The organism is Mycobacteroides sp. PCS013 (assembly GCF_049532645.1).
Taxonomy (GTDB): domain Bacteria; phylum Actinomycetota; class Actinomycetes; order Mycobacteriales; family Mycobacteriaceae; genus Mycobacterium; species Mycobacterium gwanakae.
The window spans coordinates 3,968,930-3,982,605 of record NZ_CP150131.1 but is presented as its reverse complement, the minus strand read 5'-3'; the positions used below and the strand labels follow the sequence as shown (position 1 = coordinate 3,982,605).

General features: G+C 63.6%; 13 protein-coding genes. 11 read left to right on the top strand and 2 right to left on the bottom strand.

What is annotated here, in order from left to right:
* The first annotated feature begins 101 nt into the window (after window positions 1-101).
* Genes RHO23_RS19820 through RHO23_RS19775 form a run of 10 tightly spaced genes read left to right on the top strand, consistent with a single transcriptional unit; the run spans window position 102 to window position 10,362 of the window.
* A complete protein-coding gene (locus tag RHO23_RS19820; RefSeq protein ID WP_030097438.1) occupies window positions 102-968 on the top strand; it encodes an MlaE family ABC transporter permease in 867 nt (288 codons plus the stop codon).
* 9 nt (window positions 969-977) lie between these two features.
* Window positions 978-1,838, top strand: a complete 861-nt coding sequence (locus tag RHO23_RS19815; protein WP_070941599.1) for an MlaE family ABC transporter permease — start codon at window positions 978-980, stop codon at window positions 1,836-1,838.
* 1 nt (window position 1,839) lies between these two features.
* Window positions 1,840-3,333 carry an MlaD family protein gene (locus RHO23_RS19810; protein WP_030097436.1) on the top strand — a complete coding sequence of 498 codons (1,494 nt, stop codon included), beginning with the start codon at window positions 1,840-1,842 and terminating at the stop codon, window positions 3,331-3,333.
* A complete protein-coding gene (locus RHO23_RS19805; protein ID WP_030097435.1) occupies window positions 3,330-4,382 on the top strand; it encodes an MCE family protein in 1,053 nt (350 codons plus the stop codon). Before RHO23_RS19810 ends, RHO23_RS19805 begins: the two co-directional genes overlap by 4 nt.
* Complete coding sequence (locus tag RHO23_RS19800) at window positions 4,379-5,404, top strand: MCE family protein (RefSeq protein WP_057967131.1); 1,026 nt, start codon at window positions 4,379-4,381, stop codon at window positions 5,402-5,404. The genes RHO23_RS19805 and RHO23_RS19800 overlap by 4 nt, the downstream gene beginning before the upstream one ends.
* Window positions 5,401-6,540: an MlaD family protein gene (locus RHO23_RS19795; RefSeq protein WP_057967132.1), complete on the top strand. Its 1,140-nt coding sequence runs from the start codon at window positions 5,401-5,403 to the stop codon at window positions 6,538-6,540. Before RHO23_RS19800 ends, RHO23_RS19795 begins: the two co-directional genes overlap by 4 nt.
* Window positions 6,540-7,724: an MlaD family protein gene (locus RHO23_RS19790; protein WP_030097432.1), complete on the top strand. Its 1,185-nt coding sequence runs from the start codon at window positions 6,540-6,542 to the stop codon at window positions 7,722-7,724. The genes RHO23_RS19795 and RHO23_RS19790 overlap by 1 nt, the downstream gene beginning before the upstream one ends.
* The gene (locus tag RHO23_RS19785; protein ID WP_030097431.1) at window positions 7,721-9,091 is read left to right on the top strand and encodes an MlaD family protein; all 1,371 of its coding nucleotides are present in this window, start codon (window positions 7,721-7,723) and stop codon (window positions 9,089-9,091) included. Before RHO23_RS19790 ends, RHO23_RS19785 begins: the two co-directional genes overlap by 4 nt.
* A gap of 45 nt (window positions 9,092-9,136) precedes the next feature.
* Window positions 9,137-9,871 carry a hypothetical protein gene (locus tag RHO23_RS19780; protein WP_057965552.1) on the top strand — a complete coding sequence of 245 codons (735 nt, stop codon included), beginning with the start codon at window positions 9,137-9,139 and terminating at the stop codon, window positions 9,869-9,871.
* A gap of 11 nt (window positions 9,872-9,882) precedes the next feature.
* The gene (locus RHO23_RS19775) at window positions 9,883-10,362 is read left to right on the top strand and encodes a DUF456 domain-containing protein (RefSeq protein ID WP_057967135.1); all 480 of its coding nucleotides are present in this window, start codon (window positions 9,883-9,885) and stop codon (window positions 10,360-10,362) included.
* Window positions 10,363-10,370: 8 nt separating this feature from the next.
* On the opposite strand, the gene RHO23_RS19770 is transcribed toward RHO23_RS19775, so the two are convergent.
* Together RHO23_RS19770 and RHO23_RS19765 are read right to left on the bottom strand one after the other, a co-directional pair.
* Window positions 10,371-11,201 carry a tyrosine-protein phosphatase gene (locus RHO23_RS19770; protein WP_070941598.1) on the bottom strand — a complete coding sequence of 277 codons (831 nt, stop codon included), beginning with the start codon at window positions 11,199-11,201 and terminating at the stop codon, window positions 10,371-10,373.
* Window positions 11,198-12,439, bottom strand: coding sequence for a nucleoside permease (locus RHO23_RS19765; protein WP_234798263.1), 1,242 nt, complete (start codon window positions 12,437-12,439; stop codon window positions 11,198-11,200). The genes RHO23_RS19770 and RHO23_RS19765 overlap by 4 nt, the downstream gene beginning before the upstream one ends.
* A 130-nt stretch (window positions 12,440-12,569) precedes the next feature.
* Here RHO23_RS19765 and RHO23_RS19760 point away from each other — a divergent pair, with 130 nt between their 5' ends.
* Window positions 12,570-13,661: a phosphotransferase family protein gene (locus tag RHO23_RS19760; protein ID WP_057967137.1), complete on the top strand. Its 1,092-nt coding sequence runs from the start codon at window positions 12,570-12,572 to the stop codon at window positions 13,659-13,661.
* Window positions 13,662-13,676 lie beyond the last annotated feature (15 nt).

Here is a 13,676-nt window from a genome sequence, read left to right as displayed (position 1 = left end):
TGGTGGGCCCGAGAGGTTTGGACGAGAGGGCATCACGTGGGTCAGCCAGCACACGGACGTGTTGCCCTGGGGTATTCGGTGCATTCGATCGTGAGCGCGTGATGACCACTTTCGACACGGCCGGTACCGGCCGCCCCGCAACACCGTCTCGTGACGCCGTATCCGGCGCCCTCAAGGAGTACGTACGCAAGCACCCGGTGCAGGCGGTAGAAACCGCAGGCAGCCAGATCGTCCTCGGTGTACGGGCGATGCAGTACATGTTCTCGGACCTCATCCACCGCGCGTTCCCGTGGAAGGAATTCATCCACCAGGGTGCGTTCATGGCGGGCAGCGCGGTGGTCCCGACGCTACTGGTGGCCATTCCGATCGGCGTCACCTTGTCGATCCAGTTCGCCCTGCTCGCGGGCCAGGTCGGTGCGTCCTCGTTGGCAGGTGCGGCAAGTGGTGTCGCGATCGTGCGTCAGGGCGCCTCGCTGGTTGCCGCGGTGCTGATGGCCTCCGCGGTGGGCTCGGCCATCACCGCGGACCTGGGGTCACGAACCATGCGCGAAGAGATAGATGCCATGGAAGTCATGGGTGTCTCGGTAATTCGGCGGCTCGTCGTCCCACGCGTGGCCGCTGCGGTTCTCGTCGGTGTCGGCCTCACGGGCACCACCTGCTTTGTCGGCTTCCTGGCCAGCTATTTGTTCAACGTCTACTTCCAGCACGGCGCACCCGGAAGCTTCGTCGCGACCTTCGCGTCGTTCACCCGGGTCGACGACCTGATCCTGGCGCTGCTCAAGGCGATCCTTTACGGCCTCATCGTCGCCATCGTCGCGTGTGACAAGGGATTGACCACCAAGGGTGGTCCCGCCGGTGTCGCCAACTCCGTGAATGCCGCGGTCGTCGAGTCGATCTTGGTGCTCATGCTGATCAACGTGCTCGTCAGCCAGGTGTACGTCATGGTCTTCCCCAGGCATGGGATATAGGGGCGCGCCATGACTATCTCTACATACCGCCCCAAGGGCGTCCAGCCGATCATCGATGCCGGGCATCGGGTCGCCCAGTCGATTCGGCGGCTCGGACACATGCTGGCGTTCTTCGTGGAGGCCATCGCGTCCATCCCGAACGCGCTGCGCTACTACTCCAAGGAGTTCTTCCGGCTGCTGTCCGACGTCACCTGGGGTAATGGCTCGCTGGTCACCGGTGGCGGAACCGTCGGCGTGGCCGCGGTGTTGGGTGCCACGATCGGTGCCCTGATCGGTATCGAGGCCTACAACCTGCTGAACATCATCGGCTTGGGGCCGGCCACGGGATTCATCTCCTCCTTGGTGTCGACACGTGAGTTGGCGCCGGTGATGGCGGCCCTCGCCTTCGCGATGCAGGCCGGTTGCCGCTTCACCGCGCAGCTGGGTGCTCAGCGCATCAACGAGGAGATCGACGCACTGGACGCGCTGGCGATCCGGCCCATCCCGTACCTGGTCACCACTCGACTGATGGCTTCCACCGTGGCGGTGGTTCCGCTGTACCTGCTGTGCCTGGTCATCAGCTACATCACGTGCCGCCTGCTTGTCGGGATCTCCAGCGGCGGCTCGATCGGCGGTGCCTACAACCATTACTTCACGATGATGCTGAGCGGCACCGACATCGTCTACTCGGTGATCAAGGCCGTCGTCTTCGTCTGGATCGCCTCAACCATCCAGTGCTACTTCGGATTCAACGCCTCGGGTGGACCCGAGGGCGTGGGTGTGGCCGCCGGACACGCGATGCGTGCTGCCATCACCGTCGTGATCATCGTGAACATGCTTCTCACCATGGCGTTGTGGGGAGTCGACGCTGGCGCAAGGTTCGGTGGTTGACGTGAGTGGTGGTTCATTCTCATCGAGCGGCCGCGGCTGGTCCGATCGCGCGCTGCTTCTCTCCGGCATCGCCGTGCTGGCCATCCTGGGATTGGTGACCGGGCTACTGCTCGCCAAGTCCAAGGGCTTGCTGGAAGACACCGTCAAGGTCAACGCGCAGCTGATGAACGTCGGTGACGGTCTGCCCGAACGTGCCGATGTGAAATTCCGCGGCATGCTCGTCGGCGCCGTCACGTCGGTGACGCCGGCCGAAGACGGCAAGCCGAACATCGTGCACATCGACCTGAAGTCCGAGCACGCCAGCGGCATTCCGAGCACGGTCACCGCGCGGGTGGTGCCGAGCAACGTGTTCGCGGTGTCGTCGGTGCAGCTGGTCGATAACGGCGATGGTGCCGCACTGCGCGACGGTGCGGTGATCACCGAGGACACCAAGCTGCCGACCGTGCTGTTCCAGACCACCACGAACAAGCTGCGTCAGGTGCTTGCCGCCACCGAGCGGCAACGCGGCGATGCACCGATCGGCTTGATCGGGGTCTTCGGCGAAGCCACCCAGGGACGCGGCGACAAGCTGCTGACCTCCGGCGCCCGGCTGCAATCTATCCTCACCGAGTTCAACGCCATCGTGTCTGCCAGCCCGAACGATCCCTCGACGATCGCGGCGCTGGAGAAGGTGTCGGCGGCGCTCAGCACCACCTCACCGCGACTGTTGGACAACCTGGAGAACGCCCTGGTGCCGCTGCGCACCCTGGCCCAGAAGCAATCCGATGTGCGGGGGCTGCTCTCGGCCGGTCTGCACACCGCGGGCACCGCCTCGACTGCCATCGATAACCACATCGACCAGATGATCGGGATCGGTACGCACCTGACGCCCGTTGTCGGTGTCCTGGCACAGCATTCGGGCCAGTTCGTGCCGATCGCGTCGCGCATCAAGGTGCTGTCGGACGCGATTTTCGAGAACGGCTGGGATCCCGGCCGTCAGGTCCTGGGCCTGAACCTGATCCTGTCGTTCAGCCCGGCGTGGACCTATGTGCGCGACGACTGCCCGCGGTACGGAGAGCTAGCCGGACCCAGCTGCACCACCGCACCGGAGACCCGCCAGTGGATCGACATTCCCGAGGTGCTGCAGCCTGGCAGCTACAAGCCGCCGCCGGATATCGCGCCACCCCCGGGAACCATCTTCCCGCCGACCGCAGCCGACATCATGCTGCACGGCACGGGTCCCAACCCACAGGAAGTCGACCGGGCCGCCAACCCGGTGCTGCCGCCGTTCGGCCCGCCACCTAACCCGGCACCTGCCGGAGTGGCACCGGCCTCCTTCGGAGGGAACGTCGGGCCGGTCGGAAGCGCGATGGAGCGCGCGCAGCTCGGCAAGGCGCTGGGCGGAGATCCCAGCGCCTCGCAGCAGCTGCTGCTAGGCCCGGTGGCTCGCGGGACCACGATTTCGGTGAGCCGCGATTCGGTACAGCCCAATGCGGTCGAGGGAGGCGGACGATGAAGAACTTCCGGGCCGCGGTGATCGGACTATCGCTATTCGTCGTGTTCGCCATCGGCGTGACGACTCTGGTGTACGGCACGCTGCGCCGCGACACCACGGGCTCGACAAAGAGCTACAGCGCGATCTTCACCGATGTCACGGGTGTGCGCGTCGGCGACGACGTGCGCATCGCGGGTGTGCGTGTGGGCCGCGTCGACTCGATCGAACTGGACGGCTCGCTGGCCAAGCTCAAGTTCCGGGTGAAGAGCAACCAGAACCTGTATGGCAATTCGATCGTCTCGGTGACCTACCAGAACATCATCGGACAGCGATACATCTCGCTCTCTCGTGGTCTGGACGGCAGCCCGGAGCGCCTGCCCGAAGGCAGCGTGATTCCCGTGGAGCGCACAGAGCCGTCCTTCGATGTCGGCGCGCTGCTCAACGGATTCGAGCCGCTGTTCACCTTGCTGGATCCGAAGCAGGTGGACAACCTGTCCAACGGGCTCATCGACGCCTTCGCCGGTGACCGGGGCGCGCTGGCCCATGTGGTGGCACAGACCACCGAGATCACGAAATCCTTTGCCGGGCGCGATCAGTCGCTGGGTGGGCTCATCGAGAACCTCAACACGGTTCTGGAGAACGTCGCCAAGCAGAACGACAATCTGGACCAGCTCGTGGTGCAGAGCCAGAACGTCGTCGGGGAGCTGGATAACCGCCGCCAGAGCCTGGTCTCGTCCATCGGTTCGGCCACGCATGTTGTGAGCCGGATCCAGACCATCGGCGACAACGTGTATCCGCAGTTGCAGGAGCTCGTCTATCGCGAGCCGGGCACTGCAGCGCACATCCTTGCCAACAAGGACCAGTTCGCCTTCCTGGGCTCCAACCTGCCGCTGCTTCTGAAGGGACTGGCCCGCACGATGCAAGACGGTGCGTACGGCAATTCGTATGCCTGCCAGCTGAACATCAACGGATTCTTCCCGGGCCTCAATGACCTGGTGCCCGCCATTGTCCGGCACGCCACGCACGGTGGTGTCGCGAAGTACACACCGAAATGCCGAGGGATCGAATGAGCCCCCGTGAACGCAGGCTAGAAGACCGCAGCAAGTTCTGGATCGGCATGATCGCCGTCGGTGTCGTTACGGCGATCATCGCGTCGATGCTGCTGTTCCGCCAGATCGGCTTCGGATACACCCGGTACAAGGCAGAGTTCGCGCAGGCGGCACAGCTCAAGAAGGGCGACTACGTCAGTGTCGCCGGGGTTGATGTCGGCGAGGTCAAAAGCGTTGTGCTCGATGGCACCAAGGTCCTCGTCGACATGCGCGTCCGGGATGAGGTGAAGCTGGGCGCCGAGACCCAGGCCGCGATCAAGACCACCACGCTGCTCGGTTCGCGATACGTCGAGCTGCGGCCGCGCGGTGCAGGGGCCATTCCGAACAAGCGAATCGCGTTGTCGCACACTGAGGTGCCATACGACCTGCAGGCGCTGCTCGCGGACACCGCTGCCACCTATGAACAGGTCGATACGACCAAGCTGGCGCAGTCCATCGACATCTTGGCCAAGCAGCTCGAGGGGCTGCCCGAGGCGCTGCCCGAGGCCATGAAGAACCTGAAGGAACTCTCGGGGATTGTTTCCACCCGCCGCACGCAGATCGGCGAGTTGCTCAAGAGTGCGTCCACCGTCACCGCCACGTTGCATCGGCAACAGGCCAACCTCGGGCACCTGGTCTTCCAGGGGCGGGACCTATTGGGAGAGTTCGTATCCCGTAAGGCATCGTTCCAGCGCCTGATGGCCTCGATCACCAAGGTGGTCGACCTGCTGAGCAAGGTCGTCGTCAAGGACCGGCCCGCATTCGAGAAACTGTTGCAGCAGCTGCGGGAAGTCACGGCGATGGCCAGCGACCATGACGACTACGTACGAAACCTGTTGCAGATCCTGCCCGTCCCGCTGAGGAACCTGACCAATGCCACCGGTTCGGCGTACTCCATGAACATCAACCTGACCAACGGTCTGGTGGTGGACAACTGGATGTGCGCGATCAGCAGCCGCGCGGAGCAATGGGGTCTGCTCGAGTACTTCAAGGACTGCGCATGAGCGTGAACGTGACACAGCAGGGGTCCACCGCCCGCCGCGTCTTCATGATCGGTGTGGTTTCGGTGCTGGTGATTGCCGCCGCGATTGGTGGCTACCTGGGGCTGCGTAAGGCCGGTGTGGTGGACGACAAGATCTCCGTCACCGCCCAATTCGATGAAGGCTCTGGCCTTTTCGTCGGCAATGTGGTCGAGGTACTCGGCTTGCCGGTGGGCGCCATCGAATCGGTAGAGGCCAAGGGCACGTATGTCGAGGTCAAGTTCAACGTCGACAAGGACGTGAAGGTACCGGCGAATGTCATTGCCGCCGCCTTCACCAGCTCGGTCCTCACCGATCGGCATGTGGCGTTGAGTCCGCCGTACACCGAGGGCCCGGTGCTCAAGGATGGCGATGTCATTCCGCTCGACCGCACTCGCACGCCCGTGGGGTTTGACCGCGTACTTGCCACTGTCGACAAGCTCGCCTCGGCGATGAAGGGCGACGGAAAGGGCGGCGGGCCGGCGGCTGACCTGGTCAGCATCGGCGCGCAAGCCGCTTCGGGTAACGGTGAACAGGTCAAGACCGCCCTCGATGAGCTGTCGAAGGCATTGAAGATGACCACCGACGGCGCCGAGACCAAGGATCAGCTCACCACGATCATCAAGAGCGTGAGCTCGCTGGTGAACGCGATGGGGGAGAACGACAAGGCGATTCGCCAGTTCGGTTCCGCGGTGCACGGCACGGCGGACGTGCTGGCCGCCGAGCGATTCGGCACCGGGGACACCGGCCGCAAGGCCAACGAGGTGCTGAAGAGCACCGCCGAACTCCTCGAGAAGAACCGCGACGTCATCAAGGGCCTCATCGGAAACGGCAATGTCACCTTGCAGTCGTTGACCGACAACCAGCGTGAACTCAAGGAAACTCTGGATCTGCTGCCGCTGACGCTCGACAACGTGGACCGAGTCATCGACCCGGTGAACGGGTCGATCCGCCTGCACCCGCTGTTGGACAAGCTGCTCTTCGAGAGCCAGTTCACCAAGGAGATCTGCAACATGATGGGTCTGCGGCAGCTCGGCTGCAGCACCGGAACGCCAGCCGATTACGGACCCGATTTCGGACTGACCTACATGCTCGACGGCATGGCCAGGATGGGGCAGTGATGAGCCGCTTGAAGGTTTCCAAGCTGAGAGTCGCCGCGCTGGCCGCGGCCGGTGTGCTGTCTGTATCTGCGTGCACCCCACCGGGACTCGACAGCCTGCCGCTTCCGGCCCCCAACATGGGCTCGAAGTCTTACCAGCTGACCGCGCGATTCGCCAACGCGCTCAACCTTCCCGCGAAGGCCAAGGTGCGTCTCGGCGGAGCCGACGTCGGCGAGGTCGAGTCGATGGAAGCTGTCGACTATGTCGCGGTAGTCCAGCTGCGTATCCGCGAAGGCGTGCGGTTGCCCGTCGGAACCACGGCGCAACTGCGCACGGCCACCCCATTGGGCGATGTGTTCGTGGCGGTCACTCCGCCTGCCAAGGTCACTGGTCAGCTCCTCAAGGATGGCGGCACGCTGGATCTGGACAACACGTCGTCGGCGGCCACCGTCGAAGGTGTGCTGGCCTCCGCTGCCGTGCTGGTCAACGGTGGCGTCATCCGCAATCTGACGCACGTGGTGAACGGGCTCGGTAAGTCTTCTGGCGGTAATGGCAGTAACGGCATCGTGTTTGGTGAGATCGTGAAGCAGTCCGATCAGTTGATGGGCACGCTCAACGGCAGGTCCTCACAGATTCAGAACTCGTTGGACAGGACTTCTCAGCTGGCCGCGACACTGTCGGCTCGGGAGAAGACCATCAACGATCTGCTGGAGGCCGGTGCGCCGGCGTTGAAGGCTGTTGATCCCGACCAGGTCGGAGATCTCGCCGACACCGCTGGTCACATCTCCGATCAGCTGGCGAAGTTCCCGTCGATCCAGGGCACCGACTCTCGCAGCATGATCGCCGATTTCAACTCGATTGCGCGGGGCTTCAACGACATTGCGGTGAGCCCTGACACCAGCCTGGTCGCCTTGAACCGGCTGCTTCCGGTGCTGGTGAAGGCGAATGCGGGTAGCGCCTTGGCCGTCGATGTGAACATGGCCAAGCTCGCGCTGGGTAACTGGCCCGACGCGGGATACAAGGGCGATCCGACCTTCCATGGCCCCAAGCAGGCCGACTGGGGTTATCTGGTCGGTAGCTTCAAGTACTCGCTGTACCGGTTGCAGGAACGCGTCGTGGGTCAGGGACCGAACCCGCCCATGCCGCCTGCTCCGGAGCCTGCTCCCGCGCCGGCACCTGCGCCCGAACCGGGACCGGGCCGATGACCGCCCCCGCGACGGGACCCACCCAGTCCCACGGTCTGCTGGAATCGCTCTCGCGAGGGCTGGTTGCGCTGTCGGATGTCTTCAAGCGCAGCTGGAAATGGCTGTCCGTAGTGGGCCTGGTGGCCATCCTCGTCATCTGCGTCGGTTACGTGATGTTCGGGACTCTGAAGGTCAATCCGATCGAGTCCAAGTACCAGGTGAAGGTGCAGCTGCACGAATCCGGTGGGCTGCTGCCGAATCAGGAAGTGACGCTGCGCGGAGTGCCGATCGGCCGGGTGCAGTCCGTCAATCTCGAGAAGGGCGGCGTGGTCGCGACCGCGGCGATCGACGGCGCCGTGAAGCTTCCGGTCAACAGCGAGGTGCGGGTTTCCGGACTATCGCCCGCTGGTGAGCAGTACCTCGACTTCCGGCCGACGACGAACGACGGCCCATTTCTGAAGAACAACAGCGTGGTTGCGCTGGGTCAGGCGACCACTCCGATAACCCTGGCGCAGGTGCTGGCCGATTCCGATGGGCTACTGGCACAGCTTGATACCGAGAAGCTGAGCACCATCCGTAAGGAACTCGGCGTCAGCACGCAAGGCCCGGAGAAGCTTGGCGACATCTTCGACGGCGGCACCTTCCTCATCACGACCCTTGATGGTGTGTTGCCGGAGACGGTGACCCTGTTGAAGTCGAGCAAGGTGACTTTCTCGACGCTCGTCGACCTCAATGCGGGATTGGATGCGACCGGCCAGCAGCTGGGGAGCACCTTCGGCGGGTTGAAGAAGATGGATGGCGGCTTCCGCACGCTGCTCGGGCGCGCCCCGCAGACGTTGCACAGCGTGGACAATCTCTTCACCGACAACTCCGACACCATGGTGCAGCTGTTGGGCAATCTCGCGACGGTCGCTCAGTTGAACTACGTGCGCGTCCCGGCGCTCAACGCGCTGTTCCCTGGACCCGAGGTGCGTGGGTCGGCGCTGGAGAGCGCGGCGACGATCTTCCATGATGGCGCCATCTGGGCGCTCGCGGACCTGCTGTATCCGCGACCCACATGTGATTACGCGACACCGCGCAAGCCCGTCTCGGATGCCAGCTTCTACGAACCGGCGCTGTACTCCACGTACTGTGCCAATCCGGACCCGGCGATGCTGGTGCGCGGTGCTCGCAACGCTCCGCGTCCGGCCGACGACGACACCGCGGGCCCGCCGCCCAACGCCGATCTGTCCAAGGTGTCCGATCCGACGCCGCGCGGTAAGTGGAGTATTCCGACGCCGTATGGTGGACCGCAGTGGCCTCTGCCGATTCCCGGGGATGCGCCTCTGCCTCCCGATGCACCTGCGCCGCCACCCGGTTTCGGTAATACTCCACCTACCGGACGCTAGGTACGTTCGGACCGGTACCAAGCAACACGCGCAAGGAGCACAACCATGGCAGATGACGTTGCCGGCAAGGACGCCAAGAACGCGGATGAGTCTGCGGTGACCTCGGATGCGGAGAAGGTCGAATCCTCGGCGGACAAGGCAACGGAAGCTGCAGCAGAAGAGGTCGCTGACCTCGACGCGGACGCATCTGAGAAAGACTCCACGGATTCGAAGGACGCCGAGGGCTCGAAGGATTCCAAGGACGTCGATGACGAGGACATCAGCCTCGAACCCGACGAAGAGGAACAGAGCCCGAAGCGGTTCGGCGCCCGCCATTGGGCCTTGACCGCGGCCGCATTGGTGGTCATTGCGATCGCCGCCGGGACGGCCATCATCGGGCGGCTCTACGAAGAGCAGCGCATCGAGGAGCGGTCGTCTCGTGAGGCACTGGCCGCGGCACAGGAATTCGCCAACGTCATGATCAACGTGGACAGTGCCAAACTCGATGAGAGTTCCAGCAAGACGCTGGACAGGTCTACCGGTGACTTCAAGCAGAAGTACTCCGAGTCCAGCACCACGCTGCGCCAGGTCATGATCGAGAACAAGGCCAAGGCAACGGGTGTTGTGGTCGATTCCGCGGTGAAGTCGGCGACGCCCGACAAGGTCGAGGTGCTCATGTTCATCGATCAGGCAGTGTCCAATGTGGCGGTTCCGGATGCGCGCATGGACCGTAGCCGCGTTCAGATAACCATGGAGAAGGTCGACGGACGCTGGCTTGCCAGCGATGTCGAACTGACTTAGCCGCCCCCCTGATGAGTGTCGGCGGACTGCTACTCGTCGCCCTGGGTATAGCCATCGGGATGGTCGGCATCGTGGTGCCGATGGTTCCCGGAACCACGCTGGTGGTGCTCTCCATCGGGGCGTGGGCCCTCGTCGAATCGACCGCCAAAGCCTGGGTGGTCCTTGGCATTGTGGTGGCACTGGCCGTCGTGACCACGGTGGTGAAATACGTATGGCCCGCTGCGCGCATGCGCGAGGCAGGAGTGCCCACGCTGAGCCTGGTGCTGGGCGGCGTCGTGGCGATCATCGGGTTCTTTGTCATCCCGGTGGTTGGGTTGGTGATCGGCTTCGTGCTCGGTATCTACCTCGCGGAATTCCTGCGCCGCAGCAGCCAGAAGCAGGCGTGGGCCGCGACCGTCACGGCTGTGAAAGCGGTCGCCACCTCGATCGGTATCGAGATGGTGGGCGCGATGGTATCGGCAGGCATCTGGCTGGGTGCCGTACTGATCTGAATCGTCTTCTAGGTCAGTGCTTTCCGCAGTGCCGTAAGGCCATCGTCGTCGATTCCGGCAGCAGTGACCATCGCCTCGGGTGACCCGAAAAGCTTTGCGATTTCGCTGAATCCGGTGTCGAGGTATTCCTCGCGAACGCCGAGCACCTCATCGGAGAGCATCGCGGCCATGGTCTGCGCCAGCTCTGGTTCGGCGGCAGCCATCTGTGCCGAGATATGGGCCCGCATCGCGCCGATCGCCGCATTGCTGCGCAGGTAGTCCGCGGCGATATCGGCATAGTCGATGCCTACCGTGTGCAGCAACACGCCGATCAGAAGACCGGTACGGTCCTTGCCTGCCGCGCAGTGCACCAAAGCTGTTGCACCGCTTGCAAGTTGGCTAGCCACTGCCTTGAGGGCGACGAGCGTGCCGGGGAGTTCGACGAACCGGCGGTACTCGGCCAGCATGAACTCCACTTGGGATGCCGGATCCGGGCCATGGCCCGAAGTCATGCTCGTGATCATCATCTGCCGGTAGGCGATTTCATGCGGAGCGCGCTCCTCCCCGGCAGCCGGGGTAGCGAAGGGAACCTCGTGTACGCGGATTGCGTCGTCCACCCGATCAGAACCGGTGCGTGCAATCTCGGTGGGGCTGCGCAGGTCATACAGATCAGTGATGCCGAGGGTGCGCAGTGTCTGGGCGCCCGCCGCGGTCAGGCCGCTTAGTTCAGAAGACCGAAACAGCACTCCAGGTCTGAGGGTGACGGGTGAATCCGCGCCGCCGACGTCCCGGAAGTTCCAGATGCCCTCCACAGGGCTGTCTGCGGGGGAGGCGGTCGATTCAGCATTGGAGATCGTCACACCCCCACGGTAGCGGGCGCGTTTTTGACGGCGTTCTCGCCCGGTTTGTGGCGGAACAGCAGGAAGAACGCGATCGTGACCACCAACGAGTACGCGGCGAAGCTCAACCAGATGCCATGCCAGTTCTTGCTCTGATCCGGATAGGTGAAGAAGTACTCGATGACGGCTCCACTGATGAGACTGCCCAGCATGGCGCCGACCCCATTGGTCATCAACATGAACAGGCCCTGCGCACTTGCCCGGATCGCGGGGTCGCATTGGTCCTCGACGAACAGCTGGCCTGAGACATTGAAAAAGTCGAAGGCCATGCCGTAGACGATGCAGGACAACACGATCATCCAGAGCCCGGCGCCGGGATTGCCATAGGCGAACAGCCCGAAGCGCAATGTCCAAGCGGTCATGCTCATGAGCATGACCCCCTTGATTCCAAAGTGGCGCAAGAAGAATGGGATGGCCAGGATGAACAGCGTCTCGGAGATCTGTGAGATGGACATGATGATCGCTGGATGTTCGACGGTGAAAAGGCCCTTGTACTCGTCGATGGTGGCGAAGTCGTGCAGAAACGTGTCGCCGTAGGCATTGGTGAGTTGCAGCGCCCCGCCGAGGAGCATCGCGAAGACGAAGAAGACGGCCATATTGCGGTGACGGAACAGGGTGAAGGCAGTGAGGCCGAATCTGTCGGCGAATGTGGTGCTGCGCGTGCGGTCCAGCTTCGGGGGACAGCTGGGTAGCGTGAACGCGTAGAGCCCCAGGAGCAGCGCCGCAGTTCCGGCGACGTAGAATTGGCCGGCCGAGGTTTCCAGCTTCAGCAGGCTCACCGTATGTAATGCGGCGATGAATCCGACGGTGCCCCACACGCGGATCGGCGGGAAGCTGACGACGGTGTCCTTGCCGGCATCCTTGAGGGCGTTGAAGGCAACGGTGATGGCCAGGGACAGCGACGGCATGTAACACAGCATGTTGAGCAGCAGAACCCAGAAGAAGACGGTGGGGCTGTTCACCTGGGGGAGGCTGAACAGCGCTGCGGCTCCGCCCAGATGCAAGATCCCGTAGAGCTTTTCGGCGTTCACCCATTTGTCGGCGATCACCCCCATGATCGGCGGCGTCAGGATCGCGGCAATACCCATGGTGGAGAAGACCGCCCCGAAGTGCGCTCCCGACCAGTGCTTCGCGTTGAACCAGTACGCCCCGAGCGTCAACAGCCAGGCTCCCCACACGAAGAACTGCAGGAAGTTCATGACGATGAGGCGGGTAGAGAGGTTCATTGGACACCAATAGTGGGGGACATCGGCCCAGTTGGCAGCGCGAACTGCTAAGGAATGTCCCGGCCCCTCACTGATCGTTTGTGCCGTCAGGTAAACATGACCCATGCACAAGGACGTGTCCGCTTCACCCGAAGGCCCCGCCGGCGACGTGTCGCTGGATGCCGATGCCATTCCCGCGAGCCTGTTGGAGTACCTCAACCGCGAGCTGGGGGAGGAGGTCAGCGTCCGGAGGCTCTCGGCCGGACATTCGAATCTGACCTACGTGGTCACGGGAAGCTCTGGTGTGCAGTGGATTATGCGGCGCCCACCGTTCGGACGGCTGCAGGCCGGTGCGCACGACGTGATGCGTGAGTACCGGGTGCTCGACGCGCTCAGCGCGGCCCAGGTGCGGGTTCCGCGCGTGACGCTGGCCAGCACCGATGCGGAGATCTTCGGCGCCCCGTTCTATTTGATGGAGCGTCAGGAAGGCGAGGTGATCAGGGACGTCTCGCCGGAGTGGTTCGTCGGCACGGCGCGCCGGGAGCTGGTGCTCGATCTGGCGGTCGCATTGGCCGAGATTCACAATGCGGACCCGATGCGGTTGGTGGAGGCCAAGTTGGGTCGTGAATCGGGTTACTTAGCACGACAATTGAAGACCTGGGGTGGGCAATGGGAGTCCATCAAGGAGCTGCCCACCGGCCGTGATCTGGAGGATCACACGGCCATTACCGCGTGGCTCACCCAGAACTATCCGGGGGACCGCCCCGCGGCAGTCGTGCACGGCGACTACAAGCTGGACAACGTGCTGGTCGACGCGGCCACGGCGCGGATTACCGCGGTGCTGGACTGGGAGATGGCGACCGTCGGCGATCCGCTGGCGGACCTGGGATATCTGCTGTACATGACCCCCGAGCCGGGAGGGGAGGTCGCCATGTCGGAGCTCACCGGTTCGGTGACCGCACAAGAGGGTTGCCCCTCGCACGTCGAGATCGCCGAGGCCTACCGTGGAGCCCGAACTGGCGACCAAAGCTATTGGACACCAGAGGATTTGATCTACTACCAGGTGCTGGGTGGGTGGAAGCTCGCCACCTTGCTGGAGGTGTCCTATCAGCGCCATCTCGCCGGAACCACCGACGACCCCTTCTTCGCCGAGCTGGACCAGGGTGTTCCGAGGCTACTTTCGGTGGCTCGCAGCCTGATTCCGGCTACTGGCTAGCATCAAGAAACAAAC

Coding starts and splice junctions, on each gene's coding strand:
- RHO23_RS19815 (WP_070941599.1), top strand. CDS start 978: ATGACTATCTCTACATACCGCCCCAAGGGCGTCCAGCCGATCATCGAT.
- RHO23_RS19820 (WP_030097438.1), top strand. CDS start 102: ATGACCACTTTCGACACGGCCGGTACCGGCCGCCCCGCAACACCGTCT.
- RHO23_RS19780 (WP_057965552.1), top strand. CDS start 9,137: ATGGCAGATGACGTTGCCGGCAAGGACGCCAAGAACGCGGATGAGTCT.
- RHO23_RS19790 (WP_030097432.1), top strand. CDS start 6,540: ATGAGCCGCTTGAAGGTTTCCAAGCTGAGAGTCGCCGCGCTGGCCGCG.
- RHO23_RS19785 (WP_030097431.1), top strand. CDS start 7,721: ATGACCGCCCCCGCGACGGGACCCACCCAGTCCCACGGTCTGCTGGAA.
- RHO23_RS19765 (WP_234798263.1), bottom strand. CDS start 12,439: ATGAACTTCCTGCAGTTCTTCGTGTGGGGAGCCTGGCTGTTGACGCTC.
- RHO23_RS19775 (WP_057967135.1), top strand. CDS start 9,883: ATGAGTGTCGGCGGACTGCTACTCGTCGCCCTGGGTATAGCCATCGGG.
- RHO23_RS19795 (WP_057967132.1), top strand. CDS start 5,401: ATGAGCGTGAACGTGACACAGCAGGGGTCCACCGCCCGCCGCGTCTTC.
- RHO23_RS19760 (WP_057967137.1), top strand. CDS start 12,570: ATGCACAAGGACGTGTCCGCTTCACCCGAAGGCCCCGCCGGCGACGTG.
- RHO23_RS19805 (WP_030097435.1), top strand. CDS start 3,330: ATGAAGAACTTCCGGGCCGCGGTGATCGGACTATCGCTATTCGTCGTG.
- RHO23_RS19800 (WP_057967131.1), top strand. CDS start 4,379: ATGAGCCCCCGTGAACGCAGGCTAGAAGACCGCAGCAAGTTCTGGATC.